This is a genomic window from Mesorhizobium sp. BE184, assembly GCF_031457045.1.
Classification (GTDB): domain Bacteria; phylum Pseudomonadota; class Alphaproteobacteria; order Rhizobiales; family Rhizobiaceae; genus Mesorhizobium.
Genome location: NZ_JAVDVU010000002.1, coordinates 223,567 through 242,646, shown reverse-complemented (window position 1 = coordinate 242,646; position 19,080 = coordinate 223,567). Strand labels below are relative to the sequence as shown.

Annotated in this window: 17 protein-coding genes and 1 pseudogene; 11 read left to right on the top strand and 7 right to left on the bottom strand. The window is 61.8% G+C overall.

All coding sequences use genetic code 11. The features are described 5' to 3' along the window. Window positions 1-62 precede the first annotated feature (62 nt). Window positions 63-326 (top strand): DUF6460 domain-containing protein, encoded by a 264-nt coding sequence (locus J2X35_RS09335; protein ID WP_056114795.1) that lies wholly within the window; start codon window positions 63-65, stop codon window positions 324-326. Here J2X35_RS09335 and J2X35_RS09330 read toward each other — a convergent pair. Further along, the gene (locus J2X35_RS09330; protein WP_056114798.1) at window positions 310-1,218 is read right to left on the bottom strand and encodes a histone deacetylase; all 909 of its coding nucleotides are present in this window, start codon (window positions 1,216-1,218) and stop codon (window positions 310-312) included. The two genes, J2X35_RS09335 and J2X35_RS09330, sit on opposite strands and share 17 nt — an antisense overlap. A gap of 151 nt (window positions 1,219-1,369) precedes the next feature. Between J2X35_RS09330 and J2X35_RS09325 the strand changes: the two genes are divergently transcribed. Then, the gene (locus J2X35_RS09325; RefSeq protein ID WP_056116457.1) at window positions 1,370-2,692 is read left to right on the top strand and encodes an MATE family efflux transporter; all 1,323 of its coding nucleotides are present in this window, start codon (window positions 1,370-1,372) and stop codon (window positions 2,690-2,692) included. Window positions 2,693-2,704: 12 nt separating this feature from the next. Here J2X35_RS09325 and J2X35_RS09320 read toward each other — a convergent pair whose 3' ends face one another. Continuing rightward, window positions 2,705-3,778 carry a quinone-dependent dihydroorotate dehydrogenase gene (locus J2X35_RS09320; RefSeq protein ID WP_310184561.1) on the bottom strand — a complete coding sequence of 358 codons (1,074 nt, stop codon included), beginning with the start codon at window positions 3,776-3,778 and terminating at the stop codon, window positions 2,705-2,707. Further along, complete coding sequence (locus tag J2X35_RS09315) at window positions 3,775-4,125, bottom strand: DUF952 domain-containing protein (RefSeq protein ID WP_310184559.1); 351 nt, start codon at window positions 4,123-4,125, stop codon at window positions 3,775-3,777. Before J2X35_RS09315 ends, J2X35_RS09320 begins: the two co-directional genes overlap by 4 nt. A gap of 120 nt (window positions 4,126-4,245) precedes the next feature. Here J2X35_RS09315 and J2X35_RS09310 point away from each other — a divergent pair, with 120 nt between their 5' ends. Both J2X35_RS09310 and J2X35_RS09305 read left to right on the top strand, forming a co-directional pair. Next, the gene (locus tag J2X35_RS09310) at window positions 4,246-4,665 is read left to right on the top strand and encodes a hypothetical protein (RefSeq protein ID WP_310186080.1); all 420 of its coding nucleotides are present in this window, start codon (window positions 4,246-4,248) and stop codon (window positions 4,663-4,665) included. A gap of 187 nt (window positions 4,666-4,852) precedes the next feature. Further along, a complete protein-coding gene (locus tag J2X35_RS09305) occupies window positions 4,853-5,512 on the top strand; it encodes a response regulator transcription factor (protein WP_310184558.1) in 660 nt (219 codons plus the stop codon). A 5-nt stretch (window positions 5,513-5,517) separates the two neighbouring features. On the opposite strand, the gene J2X35_RS09300 is transcribed toward J2X35_RS09305, so the two are convergent. Then, the gene (locus tag J2X35_RS09300; RefSeq protein WP_310184556.1) at window positions 5,518-9,003 is read right to left on the bottom strand and encodes a PAS domain-containing hybrid sensor histidine kinase/response regulator; all 3,486 of its coding nucleotides are present in this window, start codon (window positions 9,001-9,003) and stop codon (window positions 5,518-5,520) included. Window positions 9,004-9,223: 220 nt separating this feature from the next. On the opposite strand from J2X35_RS09300, the gene mscL reads away from it, so the two are divergent. The 3 genes from mscL to J2X35_RS09285 all read left to right on the top strand — a co-directional run bounded on the left by mscL (window position 9,224) and on the right by J2X35_RS09285 (window position 12,087). Then, a complete protein-coding gene (gene mscL / locus J2X35_RS09295; protein ID WP_056114815.1) occupies window positions 9,224-9,652 on the top strand; it encodes a large conductance mechanosensitive channel protein MscL in 429 nt (142 codons plus the stop codon). 108 nt (window positions 9,653-9,760) lie between these two features. Further along, on the top strand, window positions 9,761-10,927 hold the full coding sequence (locus J2X35_RS09290) for a pyridoxal phosphate-dependent aminotransferase (protein WP_310184554.1): 1,167 nt from the start codon (window positions 9,761-9,763) through the stop codon (window positions 10,925-10,927). 74 nt (window positions 10,928-11,001) lie between these two features. Beyond that, entirely contained in the window at window positions 11,002-12,087 is a 1,086-nt protein-coding gene (locus tag J2X35_RS09285; protein WP_056114821.1) for a branched-chain amino acid aminotransferase, read from the top strand. A gap of 101 nt (window positions 12,088-12,188) precedes the next feature. On the opposite strand, the gene hemA is transcribed toward J2X35_RS09285, so the two are convergent. Then, window positions 12,189-13,466: a 5-aminolevulinate synthase gene (gene hemA / locus J2X35_RS09280; RefSeq protein ID WP_056114824.1), complete on the bottom strand. Its 1,278-nt coding sequence runs from the start codon at window positions 13,464-13,466 to the stop codon at window positions 12,189-12,191. Window positions 13,467-13,735: 269 nt separating this feature from the next. On the opposite strand from hemA, the gene galE reads away from it, so the two are divergent. Together galE and J2X35_RS09270 are read left to right on the top strand one after the other, a co-directional pair. Continuing rightward, window positions 13,736-14,731, top strand: coding sequence for a UDP-glucose 4-epimerase GalE (gene galE, locus J2X35_RS09275; protein WP_056114827.1), 996 nt, complete (start codon window positions 13,736-13,738; stop codon window positions 14,729-14,731). Window positions 14,732-14,803: 72 nt separating this feature from the next. Continuing rightward, the gene (locus tag J2X35_RS09270) at window positions 14,804-15,064 is read left to right on the top strand and encodes a hypothetical protein (RefSeq protein ID WP_310184551.1); all 261 of its coding nucleotides are present in this window, start codon (window positions 14,804-14,806) and stop codon (window positions 15,062-15,064) included. A gap of 48 nt (window positions 15,065-15,112) precedes the next feature. Here the strand turns inward: J2X35_RS09270 and J2X35_RS09265 are convergent, their stop codons facing one another. Next, entirely contained in the window at window positions 15,113-15,586 is a 474-nt protein-coding gene (locus tag J2X35_RS09265; RefSeq protein WP_310184549.1) for a ferritin-like domain-containing protein, read from the bottom strand. Between the two features lie 82 nt (window positions 15,587-15,668). Between J2X35_RS09265 and J2X35_RS09260 the strand changes: the two are divergent. Together J2X35_RS09260 and J2X35_RS09255 are read left to right on the top strand one after the other, a co-directional pair. Continuing rightward, window positions 15,669-16,525: pseudogene (locus tag J2X35_RS09260) on the top strand (IS3 family transposase); the annotation flags it as partial. Window positions 16,526-16,835: 310 nt separating this feature from the next. Then, window positions 16,836-17,579, top strand: coding sequence for a hypothetical protein (locus tag J2X35_RS09255; RefSeq protein WP_310184547.1), 744 nt, complete (start codon window positions 16,836-16,838; stop codon window positions 17,577-17,579). 724 nt (window positions 17,580-18,303) lie between these two features. On the opposite strand, the gene J2X35_RS09250 is transcribed toward J2X35_RS09255, so the two are convergent. Then, a complete protein-coding gene (locus tag J2X35_RS09250) occupies window positions 18,304-19,071 on the bottom strand; it encodes a glucose 1-dehydrogenase (protein ID WP_310184545.1) in 768 nt (255 codons plus the stop codon). Between the last annotated feature and the right edge of the window lie 9 nt (window positions 19,072-19,080).

Below are 19,080 nucleotides of genomic sequence, written 5' to 3'. Positions count from 1 at the left end.
CTTGCGGGGCTGGTTGCAAGTGCGTATCTGGTTCCAGACCTGTTGAACGATGGAGACGAACCTTGTCCGCATTGGCGCGCTTTCTTGGTGACTCGCCGTTTCGCGTGTTTCTGAAACTTCTGGTCGTCTCCTTTTTGGTCGGGCTGGTGATGAGCGCCTTCGGCTGGTCGCCCTTCGACGTGCTGCGGAGCATCCAGGACTTCTTCCTCGACATCTGGCGCATGGGCTTCCGCGCCATCGACAAGTTCATCGGCTATCTGCTTCTCGGCGCGGCGATCGTCATCCCGGCCTTCATCATCCTGCGCCTGTTCAGCTACCGGAAATAACGGCAGCCTCCTCGAACAGGATGGCGTGGCGAGCGGCGAGCGCCGGCACGTCGGTGGAATAGCCGCCGCCAATTACCCCGCAGACCGGAATGCTGGCGTCGCGGAAATGCGACAGAACCATGCGGTCGCGGGTGCGGATGCCGTCGCGACTCAGCGCCAGCCGCCCGAGGCGGTCATCGGCATGGACATCGACACCGGCATTGTAGAAGACGATATCCCATGTCCTGCGACGGGAAAGCTGCGGCAGGATTTCGGCGAGCGTTTCGAGATAGACCTCGTCTTCGGTGCCGTCTGGCAACGCGATGTCGAGATCCGAGGCAATCTTGCGGACCGGATAGTTGCGCTCGCCATGCATGGAAAAGGTGAAGGCGCGGGGTTCGTCACGCAATATATCGGCGGTCCCGTCTCCCTGATGCACGTCGAGATCGACCACGAGGATGTCGTGCGCCGCGCCTTCTTCCAGAAGCAGCAGCGCCGCCACCGCCACGTCGTTGAACGTGCAGAAACCGGCGCCCTGGGCACGGCGTGCATGATGACTGCCGCCGGCGGTGTTGCAGGCGATGCCATGCGCCAGCGCCAGCCTCGCCGCCATGACGGTGCCGGCGCTGGCCAGTTGCGCGCGCAGCGACACTCGCGGGTCGACGGCAAACCCGATTTCGCGCTCGATGTTTGGCGGAACAGTCGAGGTAATGACCTGATCGACATAGGCGCTGTCATGGGCGAGTTTCAGCCATTCAGGCCTCGCCGGCTCGGGCATGTGGAGGTAGCTCCGGTCGATCAGGTCGCGCGTCTGCAGCGCCTCCATCAGCAGGGGATACTTGCTCATGGGAAAACGATGGTTGGCGGCGAAGCCGGCGTCGTAGCCGGGATGATGGACGATGTTCAGCGGCATTCACTTCGAGCAGGGATACGCCAACGCAGGAATTTTATTGGCAGATGAAGGCAGGTGGTTGCGCTTGCCCCTGAAACTGGGACACATCATCGTTTCGTTCAAGAGCCGGGTTTCGACCTCAGGGATATCCAAGCTGAACCAGATTGAACCGATGGGCGGGCAGGCGCGCGCCTTCACCGTCACCAACCGCCTCGTGCTTGTCATCGCAGTGCCGATGACGCTCGCCTATCTGACGACGCCGCTGCTCGGCATCGTGGCGACGGCGGTGGTGGGTCAGATGGGCGACGCAGCCCTTCTGGGCGGACTGGCGGCTGGTGCGCTGGTCTTCGATGTCGTCTTCACGACCTTCAATTTCCTGCGCTCCGGCACCACGGGTCTTGTCGCGCAGGCTTTTGGCCGGGGAGATGCGCTGGAGGAACAGGCTGTCTTCTGGCGGGCGGCGCTCATAGCGCTGGTGTCCGGCATCGTGCTGGCGGCGCTTTCGCCGGTGCTCACGGCCGCGGGCAAGTGGTTCATGGGCGCCGAGCCCCGCGTCAACGATGCGATGGCGATTTATGTCCATGTACGGATGCTGGGGGCGCCGTTCTCGCTCATCAACTACGCCATACTCGGTTACATTCTGGGACGGGGCGAAGGTACGCTGGGGCTTATCCTCCAATTCGTCCTCAACGGCATCAACATCGTCCTATGCATCATTCTGGGTCTTGAACTGGGGTGGGGTGTCGCCGGTGTCGCCTGGGCTACGGTCTGCGGTGAATTCATCGCCATGACGGTCGGCCTGGCAATCGTCATTCAGCGCTTCCGGGCCGCTCCCCGTCTGCCGAAGGGGCGCGTCCTCGACCTTTCGGCATTCCGCGTCATGATGTCGTTGAACCGCGACATCATGATCCGTTCCTTCTCGCTGCTGGCGGCCTTCGCGCTGTTCATCAGGCAGGGCGCCCAGTATGGCACGGTGACGCTCGCCGCCAATTCCGTGTTGATGAACTTCTTTCTCTTTGCGGGCTTCTTCCTCGACGGGTTCGCCACGGCGGCGGAACAACTGGTCGGACGGGCGATCGGCGCGCGTCTTGAGAGCGCCTTTCGGCGCGCCATCCGGCTCACGGTGATCTGGGGCTTCGGCCTGGCCGGGATTACAACGCTGGCGCTGCTTGTCTTCGGAACCGACCTGATCGCGGTGATCACCACCGCGCGCGACGTCCAGGCCGAAGCCGCGATCTTCCTGCCATGGGTAGCGTTCACGGCGCTCAGCGGCGTGCTCGCCTTTCAGATGGATGGCGTATTCATCGGCGCGACATGGTCGCGCGACATGCGCAACATGATGCTTCTGTCGTTTCTCATTTTCTGCGCGGCGCTTCTGACGCTGGGCCCGGCCTTCGGCAATCACGGGCTTTGGGCGGCGCTGAACATATTTCTGCTGGCGCGCGGGTTCAGCCTGCTGGCGGTACTGCGCATTCGGGTCAGAACGGCGTTCTGACAAGCCCGCTTGTTAGATCTGCTTGCCCGCCCAGTGGTCGAGCCGGCTATCGCGCAGCTTGTCGATCGAGGCGACGCCTTCCTTGTCGAGGATGCGCACCATCCCGTTCAGGATTTGGCCTGGCAGGGACGGCCCGGCATAGATCATGCCGGTGTAGAGCTGCACCAGATCGGCGCCGGCGCGGATTTTCTCTAGCGCCGTTTCGGCGGAATTGACGCCGCCGAGACCGATGATCGCGCATTGCGGGCCAAGGAATTTGCGCATCCTTGCCAGCACCGCCGTCGAGCGTTCGAAAAGCGGCGTTCCCGAAAGTCCGCCCGGCTCGCCGTTGGCGCGGCTGTGCAGGGGTGGCCGCGTCGTCGTCGTGTTGGAAACGATCACGCCGTCGAGGCGCTGCTCCAATACTTCCGCTGCGATGTCCTGCATTTCCGCTTCGGACAGATCCGGGCCGATCTTGAGAAACACCGGCGGCTGCGTGGATGCTGCCGCGCGCGCCGCCATGACTCGCGAAAGCAGTTCCGACAATTGCTCGCGCGCCTGCATGCCGAGCAGGCCCGGCGTATTGGGCGACGAGATGTTGACCGTGAGGTAAGACGCCAGCGGCGCGAAACACGTGACGCCCTTTTCGTAGTCTCCGACGCGGTCCGTGCTGTCCCGGTTGGCGCCGATGTTGACGCCAACGATGCCGGGCCGGCTCTTCCGCGCGATCAGTCGCGCTTTTGCAGCGTCATGGCCCTCATTGTTGAAGCCCAACCGGTTGATCACCGCGTCATCCTGCTCGAGGCGGAAGATGCGCGGCTTCGGATTGCCCGGCTGCGCCAGCGGCGTGATCGTGCCGACTTCCGCAAAGCCGAACCCGAGCGAAAGCAGCCCGTCCGGCACCTCCGCATTCTTGTCGTAGCCTGCCGCCATGCCGAGCGGATTGGGAAAGCTCATGCCGCAGATGTCGACATTCAATCGCGTGTCGCGCGGCGGACGGGCGGCCACGGGCACGCCGCACTTCAAGGCTGCAATGGATAGACCGTGGGCTGTCTCCGGATCGACGGAGAAAAGAAGCTTCTTGCCGATCCGGTCCAACACGCTCATTCCGTCTCCATGTCCGGGAATTGATGCAGGCCGTCCGGCCCGAGAGGCAATGGTCTGACCCAAAGGACCGCATCCAGCCCGAGCGGGCCGTAAAGATGCGGGAAAAGCTGGCCGCCGCGCGACGTCTCGTATTTGAGCGCCGACCCGAGATGATCTGCGTCGATGGCAACCAGCACCAGATCGGTCTGGCCGGCAAAATGCTTGGCTGCGGTTTCCGGCGCCTGTGCGGCGGTGGAGAAATGGATGAATCCGTCGCTGACGTCGATCGGCGCGCCGGTAAAGCGGCCCATTCTTTCGGCCTCGCGCCAAAGGTCTGAGGGCGCAATCTTGTAAATCATTCGCGGCATGGCTGCGCTATAGTCCGAATGTGCGAGCCGGGAAAGGGAGTGTGAAGCTTCATCCCCATTTCCGGCACAAAGACCGGCTAGTTTTTTGGCGATTGATCCTGGAGACCTCGGATGAACGCGATGCTTGTACGATGCCTCATTGTTCCGGCCACCCTGACTTCTTTTCTCGTGGCCTCCGCCAATGCTCAGGATTCGGAGCGCTACCAGCTTGAAAAGTCCGGCGACCATTATGTTCGCATGGACAAAAGCACTGGTGATCTCTCCACATGCGAGGAGCGTGACGGGCAAATGGTCTGCCGCATGGCGGCGGATGAGCGCACGGCGTTCCAGGACGAGATCGACCGCTTGCAGTCTTCGGTCAAGATGCTGGACGAGCGTGTGGCCAAGCTTGAGGGTTCGCTTGCGGCAAAGCTCGAATCTACCCTTCCCAGCGAGGAGGATTTCGACAAGACCATGAGCTACATGGAGCGCTTCTTCCGCAAGTTTCTCGGCATCGTGAAGGAACTGGAAAGCGAAGAGACGCCGCCGCAAAAGACGTGAATCGGGCTTCCAGCCATACGGAATAGACCGTGCAGAGCGGTTGCGTCGGCTTGCTGCTTGAAATGACCGTGTTTAGCCGCATAATCCGCCGCGCCGGTGTCAGGCGATGGGGATCATGGGATGCGCGCCTGACAGACGGCCGCAAAATTTGGTAGGGTTCCAGTTCGGAGCCTCCGGGGGAGACAGGATGCCGGCGGGTCACAGCTTCGTCATTGCCGACGATCATCCCCTGTTTCGGGGCGCGTTGCGCGAGGCGCTGGCAGGAATCGGCGATGTCAGCGCCATTCACGAGGCGGGTGATTTCGAAAGCGCCAAGGCGCTGGTCCTTGCCAATGAGGACATTGATCTCGTCTTGCTCGACCTTTCCATGCCTGGCGCCAGCGGGCTTTCAGGGCTTATATCGCTCCGTGGCATCCATCCGACCGTGCCGATGGTCGTGGTCTCGGCACATGACGACCCGGTGACGATCCGGCGCTCGCTCGATCTCGGTGCATCCGGATTCATCTCCAAGTCGGCAAGCATGGACGAAATCCGCCGGGCGGTTCTGACTGTGCTTGCCGGCGACATCGCCGCGCCTGTCGGCGTCGACCTCGGTATCGAGCGCGATCCGGAGATTTCTGAACTCATCAAGCGCTTGCAGACACTCACGCCGCAGCAGACGCGCGTGCTCGGCATGTTGGCCGAGGGGCTGCTCAACAAACAGATCGCTTATGAACTCAGCGTCTCGGAAGCGACGATAAAGGCGCATGTGTCGGCGATCTTGCAGAAGCTCGGCGTCGATAGCCGCACGCAAGCCGTCATCCAGCTTTCCAAGATCGGCGGCGATCCCTTGCAGGGCGGTGGCTGACGCCGCTACTCCGCGGCCGTCGCAGTCGGCCTGATCCGGGCCATCAGCGAGCGCAGGGCCGCGGGCTTCAGCGGCTTGTTCAGCACCGGCACATCCATTTCAGCGGCCGCAGCCCGCACCTCCGAAGAACGGTCGGCGGTCACCAGCACAGCCGGTAATGATTCGCCATAGGCCGCGCGCAGCCTGGCAATGACACTCAATCCGGTCTCGCCGTCGAGATGATAATCCGCGACGACGAGATCAGGCCGGCCTTCGATGGCGTCCGGATGGCCCACTCCCGACGACGTCGCGACGCGGCATCCCCAGGCCTCGAGCAGCAGGCGCATGCCCTCCACAATGCGGATGTCATTGTCGATGCACAGGACCCGCAGGCCCGAAAGCGTGGCGGGCGAGCGTTGCGCCGGCTTCGCCACCACTTCCGATCGTAACGCGGTTGCCGTCTCGATCGGCATGATGACGGAAAAGCGCGTGCCTTTACCCGGATTGGAAAAGATGCGGATTTCAAGCCTGAGCACCCGCGCGATGCGGTCGACGATGGACAGGCCGAGCCCCAGGCCGGCGGCCTCGCGCGCGCCTTCGTCCAGTCGGGTGAATTCACGGAACACCGCGTTCAGCTTGTCACCTGCTATGCCGATGCCGGTATCCAGGACCTGGACCTCCAGCAGTTCGCCGCGCCTGCGTACACCGACAAGCACGCGGCCACCACGCGTATATTTTATGGCGTTCGATACGAGGTTCTGGATCAGCCGGCGCAAGAGGTTGCGGTCCGTTTTCACCGTAAGCGAGCAGGGCATGATGATGAGCCGAAGCTTCTTTTCCGCCGCCATCGGCTGGAAGTCGGTGCCGATCTGGCGCAGCAGCCCGTCGAGACGGAATGCGGTCTCCTCCGGTTTCATGGCGCCGGCGTCGAGTCGGGAAATGTCGAGCACCGCGCCGAGAATGGTCTCGACCGACTCCAGCGACGATTCGATGTTGACCGCCGCCCGGCTGGCTGGACCCTTGCCGGCTTTTTCGATGAGCGACGCGCAGTAGAGCCGCGCCGCATTGAGCGGTTGCAGGATGTCGTGCCCGGCGGCGGCGAGGAACCGCGTCTTGCCGAGATTGGCCTCCTCGGCCAGCATCTGGGCCTGAGCCAGTTCCTCATTGACGCGGGTCAGTTCGGCGGTGCGCGTCCTGACCCTCAGTTCCAGGGATTCATTGGCGCGCTTCAGCGCAATGTCGGCCTCGACGCGCGCCGAAATGTCGGCATAGGTGGCGACGATGCCCCCGTCCGGCATCGGATTGGATACCAGCTCGAGGATGCGCCCAGTCGTCTTCATCTCGACCTGCCAGGGACCATCGAAATTGGTCAGGCGGTTCAACATGGCCGTCTGACCGGCCGGCGGTATGTCGCCCCGCCGGGCCAGATGCTGAAGGATCTGGTCCAGCGAGACACCCACCTGGCCGAGATCGTCGGGCAGGTCGAACAGCATCCGGTACTGCCGGTTCCAGCAGATCAGCCGGAGATCCTTGTCGAAGACGGTAATGCCTTGTTCCATCTGATCGAGAGCCGTCTGCAACAGATCACGGTTGTGCTGCAGCGCTTCCGTCGCATCGTCCAGCAGCCGGAACGCATCCTTGGATTCCCGGTCGTTGCGGCGAAACAGCAAGGACAGGATGAGCCGGGCAGACGATGAGCCGACGGCGCTGGCCAGAAGCTGCTCCGAAAAGCGGATGACGTCCATGCTTGCCTGCTCATTGCCGTGCAGGATAAGGCCGTTGTTGCTTTGGTATGTCTGAAAGGAACGTTCGGTGCGTTCGACGCCGAGATAGCGCGAGATGGTGTCCTTGAGATCGTCTACCGTTGTCGTTGTGCGGAAGCGGCGCAGGTTCGGCATCGGCCCCGTCTCGCGCGGCACGAAGATCGATGCCTGGATGCGCTCCAGTGGCACCGAAGTCCGCGACAGCGAACCGAAGAAGAAGAACAGCGCATTGATCGAAAGGCTCCACAGCACGCCATGGTTCAGCGGCTCGGCGCTGGTGCCGAACAAGGCTTGCGGCCGCAGCGCCTCGATCCCGAACAGCCCGTTGACGACGATGGCATTGTCCGGCGCCGCCAGCGTCGGGAACAGCAGCGTGTAGCCCCACACGATGATGCCCGCGGCCATGCCGAGTGCCGCGCCCCGCCCGTTGGCGCCGCGCCAGATCAGTCCGCCAATCAGGGCCGGTGCGAATTGCGCAATCGCTGCAAACGACATCAGGCCGATCGACGACAGGCGCGCGCTGTCTGTGCTTGCGCGATAGTACAGGAAGGCGATGAACAGCAGGATGAAGATCGAGGCCCGGCGTACGTTGAGGATGAGCGTCGACCAGTCCTCGTTTTCCGAGGTCGAGGTTTTCAGGACCCGACGCACGAACAGCGGAATGATCAGGTCGTTCGAGATCATGATCGAAAGGGCTACGCTTTCCACGATCACCATGGCGGTTGCCGCCGACAAGCCGCCGATGAAGGCAGCCATGGCCAGCCCGTCATGACCGCTGAGCAGTGGCAGGGACAGCACGTAGAGATCGCTCGACGTGCGTCCGCCGACCATCGCCAGACCGGTCAGCGCGATCGGCAGCACGAACAGATTGATGGCGATCAGATAGAGCGGGAACACCCAGCTCGCTGTACGAAGTTCGTGCTCGCTGCGATTCTCCACGATGGTGACATAGAACTGGCGCGGCAGCATCACGATGGCGAAACCGCTGAGACCCGTCAGCACAAGCCAGGTGGCGAGCGATGTTCGATAACTCATCGCGTCGCGCACCTGCGGATCTGCCGCCAGGATTTCAAACATCTTGGCTGGGCTGCCAAATATGGCGAACGTGACCATCAGCCCGATCGCCAGGAACGCCGCCAGCTTGACCACCGATTCGACCGCCACCGCCAGCACCAGCCCGTCCTGATGCTCCGTCGCATCGGCATGGCGCGTGCCGAACAGCACCGCGAACAGCGCCAGCAGCATGGCCACGATCAGCGATATGTCGCTGACGAACGGATCGAAGGATGGCGGTGCGCCGGTATAGTACTCGACCATGAGGCTGACCGAGCCTGAGATCGCCTTCAATTGCAGGGCGATATAAGGCACGGCGCCGATCATCGCGATCAGTGTGGCGATTGCCGCCACGGTGAAGCTCTTGCCGTAGCGTGCGCCGAGGAAATCGGCGACCGAGGTGATTTTCTCGGTCTTGGCGAGGCGCACGATGCGGGAAAGCAGCGGGAAGCCGAACAGGAAAACCAGCACCGGTCCGATATAGATGCCCAGAAATTCAAGTCCGCGCTCGGAGGAGAGACCGACCGAACCAAAGAAGGTCCACGACGTACAGTAGATGGCAAGGCTCAGCGCATAGATGAATGGCCGCGGACGACCCGGCCCATGGGCGGTCGAACGACGGTCGCCGAGACTGGCGACGACAAAAAGAAGCGTCACATAGGCGAGTGCTATGATGACGATGAACCAGCCCTGCACGCCGGTGCTCCTCCAACAGCCAGCCTCCCGGCTCGGTGGAGGCAATCACAGCTTCGAAGCCAAGTCCACTGGCGCGTGTCTTGTCAAAAGGTCTTCTTGGCCGCGTTATTTTTGGGTTTTGCAATCTATGGTTTTTGTTATGGTGCATTTGGCCGCGATTGGAGCGGGATAGGGAAACGACCGTCAATCTTCTGAAGCTGGACGGAGCAAGAGGGACAAAATGCTGAAAGAATTCCAGGAGTTCATCTCCAAGGGCAACGTCATGGACCTCGCGGTCGGTGTCATCATCGGCGCTGCCTTCGGCAAGATCGTCGACTCGCTTGTCAACGACATCATCATGCCGATCGTTGGCGCGATTTTCGGCGGCCTCGATTTCAATAACTACTTTGTCGGCCTGTCCTCCACGGTCACCGCCACTTCGCTCGCAGCCGCCAAGGAACAGGGCGCGGTGTTCGCCTATGGCAGCTTCATCACCGTGGTGCTGAATTTCATTATTCTGGCCTGGATCATCTTCCTGATGGTCAAGGCGGTGAACAACATGCGCAGGCGCCTCGAGCGTGAGAAGCCGGCCCCGCAAGCCGCGCCGCCGCCGGCAGATGTCGCTTTGCTTACCGAGATTCGCGACCTGCTCGCCAGGCGCCCTGCCTGAACAGCTTTTCTGTTCTGGACCAAGACCCCGGTCGTTTTCGGCCGGGGTCTTGTATTTTCGCGGAGCGGGAAACCGGCTAGCACTTAGCCAAGATGCATCGGTCAAAACATGGTCCTGTTTGAATCCCTTCGCGCCCAGGCGCGCGCAGCCCCGGAAAGCGGCATCGTCGCGGTGATGAACCGCGGCCGTGGCCGCGACGGCATGATTCCGCTGTGGGCGGGCGAGGGCGACATGCCGACGCCGGCATTTATCACCGAGTCCGCACGGCAGGCGCTCGCATCGGGCGAAACCTTCTACACCTGGCAAAAGGGCATACCGGAACTGCGTGACGCGCTGGCGCGCTACTACCGCCGGCATTTCGGCAAGGCTTTCGCCGGCGAGGAGTTCATCGTTACCGGTTCCGGCATGCACGCCATCCAGCTCGCCATCGATGCGGTGGCGGGCGCTGGCGATGAAGTGATCTATCTTTCCCCTGCCTGGCCGAACTTTGCCGCCGCTGCCGCGATTGCCGGGGCGGTTCCGGTTCCGGTGACGTTGGACAATGCCGGAAACGGATGGTCGTGCGATGTCGAGAAGATCGCCGCCGCGATCACGCCCGCCACGCGCGCGATCTTCGTCAACACGCCGTCCAATCCGACGGGCTGGACCGCCGACCGCGAGACGCTGAAAGCGATCCTCGATCTGGCGCGAGCGAGGAAGCTCTGGATCATCGCCGACGAGATTTATTCGTTGTTCCACTATGGCGGCGGCAGGGCGCCCTCCTTTCTCGACGTCGCGACCGATGACGACCGTATCGTCTTCGTCAACAGCTTCTCCAAGAACTGGGCCATGACGGGCTGGCGCATCGGATGGGTCAAGATCCATCCGTCGCTGCAGCAGGTCTTCGAGAACCTCGTTCAGTACTCCACCTCGGGCGTCGCGCAGTTCATGCAGCGCGGGGCGGTGACGGCGCTCGACGAAGGCGACGCCTTCGTCTTCGAACAGGTCGAGCGCGCGCGGCAGGCGCGCGATCTGGTCTGCGGCATTCTCGGCCAGACGGGCAGGGCGCGCTTCACCGTGCCGGCCGGCGCTTTCTACCTGTTCTTCGCCATCGATGGCATCAACGATTCCCGCAGCGCGGCATTCGACATCGTCGACAACGCCAATGTCGGATTGGCGCCCGGCTCCGCCTTCGGTCCGGGGGGTGAGCCGTTCCTGCGTCTTTGCTTCCATCGCCGGCTTGACCAGCTCGAAGAGGCCGCGATGCGGCTGGCGGACTGGATGCGGCGGCTTTAAGGACGCGACCGAATTCCGGCCTTGCCTTTGCACGCAAAACGCGCAAATCACGTCCGGTATCAGAGAGTAGACCCATGACAGACAAGACCGCGATCAAATCCATACCCCATGCTTCACCAACATCCGCCGACGCGCGCGCGGCGCGGATGGAAAATCCGGGGTTCGGAAAGGTATTCAGCGATCACATGGTCACGGTGACCTGGACCGCCGACAAGGGTTGGCACGATGGCGAACTGAAGGCGCGCGCGCCTTTCTCCATCGATCCCGCCGCAGCCGTACTGCATTACGCGCAGGAGATTTTCGAGGGCATGAAGGCCTACAGGACGGAAAAGGGCATCGTGCTTTTCCGACCCGAGGAGAATGCCCGCCGCCTCGCAATGTCGGCCGAGAGGCTCGCCATGCCGGCCGTTCCGGAAGATTTGTTCCTGGATGCGGTCGAAGCGCTGGTGCGCGCCGACGCCGATTGGGTGCCGGGGGGCGATGGCAGCCTGTATCTGCGGCCCTTCATGTTCGCCAACGAGGCGTTTCTCGGCGTGCGTCCGGCAACGCAGTATATCTTCAGCGTCATCGCCTCGCCGGTCGGCTCCTATTTCAAGGGCGGCTACAAGGCGGTGTCGGTCTGGGTTTCCGACGATTACACACGCTCCGCGCCGGGTGGCACGGGTGCCGCGAAATGCGGCGGCAACTATGCCGCCAGCCTGGTCGCGCAAGCCGAAGCCTCCAGGCATGGCTGCGATCAGGTTGTATTCCTCGATGCAGCCGAGCATCGCTGGGTCGAAGAACTGGGCGGCATGAATGTCTGCTTCGTCATGGACGACGGTAGCCTGATCACGCCGCCGCTGGGTGGCACCATCCTGCCCGGCATCACGCGCGACTCGATCCTGACCTTGGCCCGCGAAAATGGCTTGCGCATCGAGGAAAAGCCCTACTCTTTCGACGAATGGCGCAAGGACGCCGAAAGCGGCAAGCTGCGCGAGGCCTTTGCCTGTGGCACGGCGGCGGTCGTGGCCGGCATCGGCACCATCCGCTTCAACGGCGGCTCGTTCTCCATCGGCAACAGCGGCGACGGACCGGTGACGGCGCGCCTGCGCAGCGAACTGGTCGGCATCCAGCGCGGCACCGCTGCCGACAAGCATGGCTGGGTGCGCCCGGTCCTCTGAGGCGTCGCCACCGGCATAGCCTCTCCAGACAATGAAAAAGGCAGCCGGGTCACCCTGGCTGCCTTTTGTCTCGATGACCGTAGGCTGGAATGACTTGCCGTTCAGCCGCCCGACTTAGGCACCAGCAGCGGGATGATGCGGTCGCTCTTGGCGACAGCGGGGCGTCCAGTCGCGCCATAGGGAATGCCGAGCGCATCCCAGGTTTCCACCAGCGCGTCCTGCAATTCTGCGATCAGTTGGTCGGAATGGAACGGCGTCGGCGTGACGCGCAGCCGCTCGGTGCCGCGCGGTACGGTGGGATAGTTGATCGGCTGGATGTAGATGCCGTGGACGCCGAGCAGGCGGTCGCTGGCCATCTTGCAAAGCTCGGGATCGCCGACCAGAATCGGGACGATATGCGTCGGCGATTCCATCACGGGCAGGCCGGCGGCCGAGAGCACTTCCTTGGTGCGCGTCGCCTGCCGTTGCTGCGCATCGCGTTCGGTCTGCGAGGTCTTGAGGTGACGGATGGCCGCCGTGGCCGCGGCCGCGATCGCAGGTGGCAGCGCGGTGGTGAAGATGAAACCCGGCGCATAGGAGCGCACGGCGTCCAGCACCGTCTGCTTGCCCGTAATGTATCCGCCGAGCGTTCCGAACGCCTTGGCCAGCGTTCCTTCGATGATGTCGATCCGGTCGGCCAGCCCCTCGCGTTCGGTGATGCCGCCGCCGCGCGGTCCATACATGCCAACTGCGTGGACCTCGTCGATATAGGTCATGGCGTTGTATTTTTCCGCGAGATCGACGATCGCCTCGATCGGCGCTATGTCGCCGTCCATCGAATACACGCTTTCGAAGACGATCAGCTTGGCGCGTTCACGGCCGGCCTGTTGTAGCAGGCTTTCCAGATGCGCGACGTCATTGTGGCGGAAAATCTTCTTCTCCGCATTGGAGCGGCGCACGCCCTCGATCATCGAGGCGTGGTTCAACTCATCGGAAATGATGAGGCAATTGGGCAGCAGGCGCGCGATGGTCGAGATGGCTGCCTCGTTCGAGACGAAGCCGGAGGTGAAGACCAGCCCCGCCTCCTTGCCATGCAGGTCGGCGAGTTCATGCTCGAGCTCGACCAGCGGGCGATTGGTGCCGGAGATATTGCGGGTGCCGCCCGCGCCGGTGCCCATGCCGCCGGCAGCGGCTTGCATTGCGGCGATAACGTCCGGGTGTTGGCCCATGCCGAGATAGTCGTTCGAACACCAGACGGTGATTTCCTGAGCGCGGTCGTTGGCGCGCCACAGAGCACGCGGGAACCGGCCGGCGATGCGTTCCAGATCCGCGAACACCCGATAGCGCCGTTCTGCGTGCAACTGGTCGATCGCTTCTTCGAAAAACCGTTGGTAGTTCATTCCGACATTCCAGTATCAGGCTCAGTGGCAGGCGGAGGGGCTAATTTTTGGCCGGATAATAATCATTGGTCCGGGCCGCGTCCATCATGGCGTTCGGTCAAAATGCCACGCCCCATTATCGCCTAACGCATGGCTGTGGTTCGGTATTCCGGTTGACCGCGCACATTGGTATTTGCACGGATTGCCATGGCTTCTTAAAGGTTTTGCGGCATTTTGGGCACCTTCGCGGCATTTGAGACAGTTTACGGCACAACAAGGGTAGCGGCGGCATGGCGGTTCTGGTCACGGGCGGCGCGGGCTATATCGGCAGCCACATGGTCTGGGAGTTGCTCGACGCCGGCGAGCGGGTGGTAGTTCTCGACCGCCTGTCCACCGGTTTCGAATGGGCGGTGGCGCCGGAGGCGAAACTGATCGTCGGCGATGTCGCCGACCGCGAACTTGTCGCATCGGCCATTCGCGAGCACGGCGTCGATTCCATCATCCATTTCGCCGGTTCCATCGTTGTCCCGGAATCGGTCGCCGATCCGCTCGGCTATTACGAGAACAATACCTGCAAGACGCGCACGCTGCTCGAAACGGCAGTGCGTTCCGGCGTCGCCAACTTCATCTTCTCCTCCACCGCAGCCGTCTATGGCGGAGCCGGCATGGAGCCTGTGCGCGAGGATGCCCGCCTTGCGCCGGAGTCGCCTTACGGCCTGTCAAAGCTGATGAGCGAATGGATGTTGCGGGACGCCGCCGCCGCGCATGGTCTGCGCTACACCGCGCTGCGCTATTTCAACGTCGCCGGCGCCGATCCGAAAGGCCGCACGGGCCAGTCCACACCCGGCGCCACCCATCTCATCAAGGTCGCCTGCGAAACGGCGCTCGGCAAACGTGCATCCATGCAGGTGTTCGGCACGGACTACCCGACGCCGGACGGCACCTGCATTCGGGACTATATCCATGTCAGCGATCTCGCAGCGGCGCATCGGCTGGCATTGCAGCGGCTTCGGGAAGGCGGCGCGAACCTGGTGGCGAATTGCGGCTATGGCCATGGCTATTCGGTGCTCGATGTCATCGACAGCGTGCGCCGTGCTTTCGGCCACGACTTCGATGTCCGCATGGGGGAACGCCGTCCGGGCGATGCGGCCGCGGTCGTCGCCAATTCCGATCTGGCGCGTGGCGAACTGGGCTGGGTGCCGCGGCTCGACGACCTCGATCTCATCGTCAACGACGCGCTGCAGTGGGAGCGGCTGCTGACGGGCAAGAATTCGGCGCGCGGCTGACGCGGGGCGCAGATCGCGAGGAACTTAAGCGCCGAGGCCGGGTTGTCCTGCATACAGCCACGGGAGCCCATGATGGAACCGAAAGACGCTTACGAAACCGGCGCGCGGAAATATCCGGCGGCCACCGGGCCCGATCCTCACGACGATTTCTCGCAGGACGCGGCAGGCAACAAGCCGCCCGCCGAAGGGTTTGGCAACGCATCTCCCCGCAGCGACACGGATGACAAGACACGCCATTCCGAAGGCCGCGACCCGCCCGACGCCACCACGCCGAAGCTGCCGGGCGGCACTGCTGGAGCACCCGCGCCGGGTGCGCCCGAACGTAAGCTATGAAAGACGTTGTGAGACGGGAGGCCCGGCGCAAGGCCGGGCCGCAGCAGCCTAGGACTTGTTGACCGAAGTCACCGCGAGATTGGTGAGCTTGTTGTTGGTCGCCTTTTCCTGGTCGAGTATTTCGCTCAGCAGCTTGTGCGCTTCGTCGTGGCCAAGAACCTTCGCCCATTCCCGCAATGAGCCGTAGCGTGCAATCTCGTAGTGCTCCACCGCCTGGCAGGCAGCCAGCAAGCCGGCATCCAGCGCCGTGCCGGAAGCTTCTTTCATGATCCCGTCGGCTTCCTTCAGCAGGCCCTCGATGGCGTCGCATTTTTCGCCCTCGGCCTTCTTGCCGATAGACGTGAAGACCTTCTTGAGCGTTGCGATCTGGCCCTTCGTCTCTTCAAGGTGGTCTTCCGCGGCCTTTTTCAGCTTGGCGTACGTCGCCGCCTTGGCAACCTTCGGCAGCGCCTTGGTGATTGCGTTTTCAGCGTAATAAATGTCCTGAAGCGTATGTTCGAAAACATCGGCGAGCGTTTTCATGAAGTGTCCTCCTTGCCGGAATTGGCAGGGCAAAACGAACGCCGCGATTTAAGGTTCCTAGGCTTTTCCAGCAACCGGTCCGATACGATTGATCGTGGAAGTCACGAAGCCGAAGGCGGAGCGCGACATCTTAAAAAAGGCCGCAGCCTATTTCGCGAGGGAACGGACGTGAGGTTCGCTTTCATGGCGAGGCAACGGAGCATCTGGCCGGTGGCATGGCTTTGCAGTCGCTGGATGTCTCCCGCTCAGGCTTCCATGCCTTGGCTCAACCGCAGCCCCAGCGCTCGCTCCCGGCATGACGAGATTCTCGTTTCCCAGATTGATCGAAGCTTCAAGAGCAGCGACCACACTATGGCGCAAGCGCGTCTGGCACAACGTTCTGGCGGAGGGCTCCTGCGGCCTTCATCGTGTCGAGAGGCTCATGCGGGAGAACGGGCTGCGTGCCCGGCTGCGCCGCCGTGGCTGCCAAAGGATGCGGAGAGCGAGCCGCGGTGCGAAGGATGGCTCTACGTGGCCGTCGTCGTCGACCTGTTCTCCAGGCGTGTCGTCGGCTGGGCGATGAAGGCGGAGATGACGGCGCAACTCGTCACCGACGCCCTCATCATGGCGATCTGGTGCCGAGGCAAGCCCGACAGCCTGATCTATCACTCCGACCAGGGGTCGCAATATACCAGCGAGCAGTTCCAGCGACTGATGGCCGACCACGGCATCACCTATTCAATGAGCCGGTCAGGCAATGTCTGGGACAATGCGGCAATGGAGAGCTGCTTCTCGTCGCTCAAAACGGAGCAGACAGCCCGCAAGGTCTACAGGACGAGGGATGATGCCAGGGCGGATGTGTTCGATTACATCGAGCGCTTCTACAATCCTCGGCGGCGGCACTCGACACTCGGCTATCTGAGCCCTGTGGAGTTCGAGGAACAAGCTATGTTAGCTTAACCTCGTGTCCAAAAAACCGGCAGCAGGCCATTACGCGTACTCATGGCAAGTTAACACCTGACCGTTTTCGGCCCCTACGGATGTTGAATGAGGTTCTGGCGGCTGACCGATGTCATCTCCAATTTAGGCTCGATTCTTATGCTGCGTGGGAGGTGAAAAGGATTTTTCAAATCATTGAAGGGTATGCGCTCTCGGGCGTATTTTGCATTAGAGCACTTCACCGGCCAAGACCCTCAAAGGTGACATTTCTTCGAAAAAGGATAATATGGTGAGACTCGCTAGGCACTGAAATCGACGGGAGGCGATTTCAATGACTTCGGAATCACAGCGTGGTCTACGAAGGACTATCACCTATCCATCGATCACCGGCTTCTGGACTTGGGATGTCAAGCTCGATCTGGTTCATGGCGATGCCAATCTGTTCGATTATTTTGCGCTTTCTGTCGACGAATTTGCGCGCGGCACGAATTTGAGCCGCTTTCTGGAAGCGATCGTCATCACCGACCGTGATAGAGTTGCCGCATCAATCAGCAGAAGTGTGGCTCTCAAGACAGGATTTCGCGAAACCTACACCGTAGCCACGACCAGCCACGGCTTACGGACGATCATGGCCGTAGGTCATTGTTATACCGATGAAGCCGGCGAGCCAGCGCAGTATCCGGGCTGGTTCTTGGATATCACCAACCCGGTTCGCTTTCAGCAGAACGCTCTCCAGGTTGCTGCAGATTATGTTGAGCATGCGAGGGATATGGCGATGGCGTCCGGGCAGGATTTCATCAGCTATCTGCTGGACAATGCACTTGAACACATCGAAGAGATTTCGAACCCACCCACCGACGGGAACGGCGCCGGCCTAACGCTTAGGCTGCTCGGAGAGCATCTGCTCCACTTCCTTGGTCACCAAGCGGGCAAAATATGTGGCGTCAGGGCGTCCTTCCAACAATTTTGCTCGATCCAGCGCACTGTCAGGATAATGCTTCAAGAGGAATTCCGCAGCAGTGCGCACGTCCGCGCGAATTTTTGTAAGATTGTCGGCGCTGCTCAACTTCGTTGACGCAACAAACTTCACCTCGCGCAAGATGGCGCTTAGGCGCTGAAGAGACGTTGGGGAGTCTTGCCCCATTTCCAACTCCATGAGGAAGGCGGGCGGAATGTAGTGGAGCAAAGCTCGCTTGTCTAACGAAAGTGCATTCTGCAACCGCCATCAGTTGAAGGTTGCAAATCATCGAAATCCTCGCACAAGCAAGGAATGCGATGATCGCATTGGAAAAAGGGGGAAATTATGGCCAAATTTTCGCGCATCGACACCTTGAGACATACACAAGAAATGCTTCGAGAGTTGCGGCGTATGAGTGCCGCCGACCGCGACCCGTTCCTGACCTACCTACTCGATATGGCCTACAGCGAGGCGAGCGACCGTATTCGGTCCTTCCATGCTCAAGGAAATAGCAAAGCTAACCATGAAGCTAATGATGATGAAGTTCCAACGCGGGTCTCGATACGGTCGAACCTTCGGCTTGACAAGGCTAGTTAGCGTCCAAAATGCTCCTGGCGCACTGGAAAAGTCACCCGGTGGGTTAATAGCATTCCGTCCGGGCTCTACGCGACGTCACCGATCTTCGACTAAGGTTACGTCGCACGCAGCCCGGTGCACAAAGCCACGCGACCTGCAAAAGCAGTCTTAGGAGGATACAAATGATCTGTCACTCAGGCCAGATGCTTCGTTATGAGGCAAAAAGCACGACACGTCCGCCCATTGGAAGCTGACGTCATCGGCCTTAAAGGCGCGCGGTGATGCCACCATCGACCGCCAGGATGTGGCCCGTCACATAGGTCGCGGCGTCCGATGCGAGGAAGACCGCCGCTCCCGCCAGTTCCTCCACGTCACCCCAACGCGCCAGCGGCGTGCGATCCTCTATCCAGGCGCTGAAAGCAGGGTCGGCGACCAGTGCCGCATTAAGCTCGGTGCGGAAATAACCCGGTGCGATGGCATTGACACGGATGCCGTGGCGACCCCAATCCGTCGCCATCCCCTTGGTCAGCATCTTCACGGCGCCCTTGGAGGCGGTATAGGGCGCAATGCCGGGGCGCGCCAACTCGCTCTGTACCGACGCGATATTGATGATGACGCCGCGTCGCCGCGGGATCATGGCGCGGGCGACCTCCTGCGCGACGAAAAAGACCGCATCGAGATTAAGTGCCATCAGCCTGTGCCAGGCGTCCTCCGGAAAATCTTCCAGCGCGCCGCGATGCTGCATGCCGGCATTGTTGACAAGGATGTCGACGGGACCATGCCTGTCCTCGATCACGGCGATCGCACGCTCGACCGCCGCGCGGTCCGTGACATCGAAGACACTGTATGCGGCGACAATCCCCTCGGATGAGAGGTCCGCAACTGCGGATGCAAGCGCCTCGGCGTTGCGACCGTTCAGGATGATCTCCGCCCCGGCTATTCCCAAGCCGCGGGCTATGGCAAGGCCGATCCCGCGGGAGCCGCCGGTGACAAGAGCCCGACGCCCGCCGAGGTCAAAGGGCTGGGTGCGCATATCCGACTC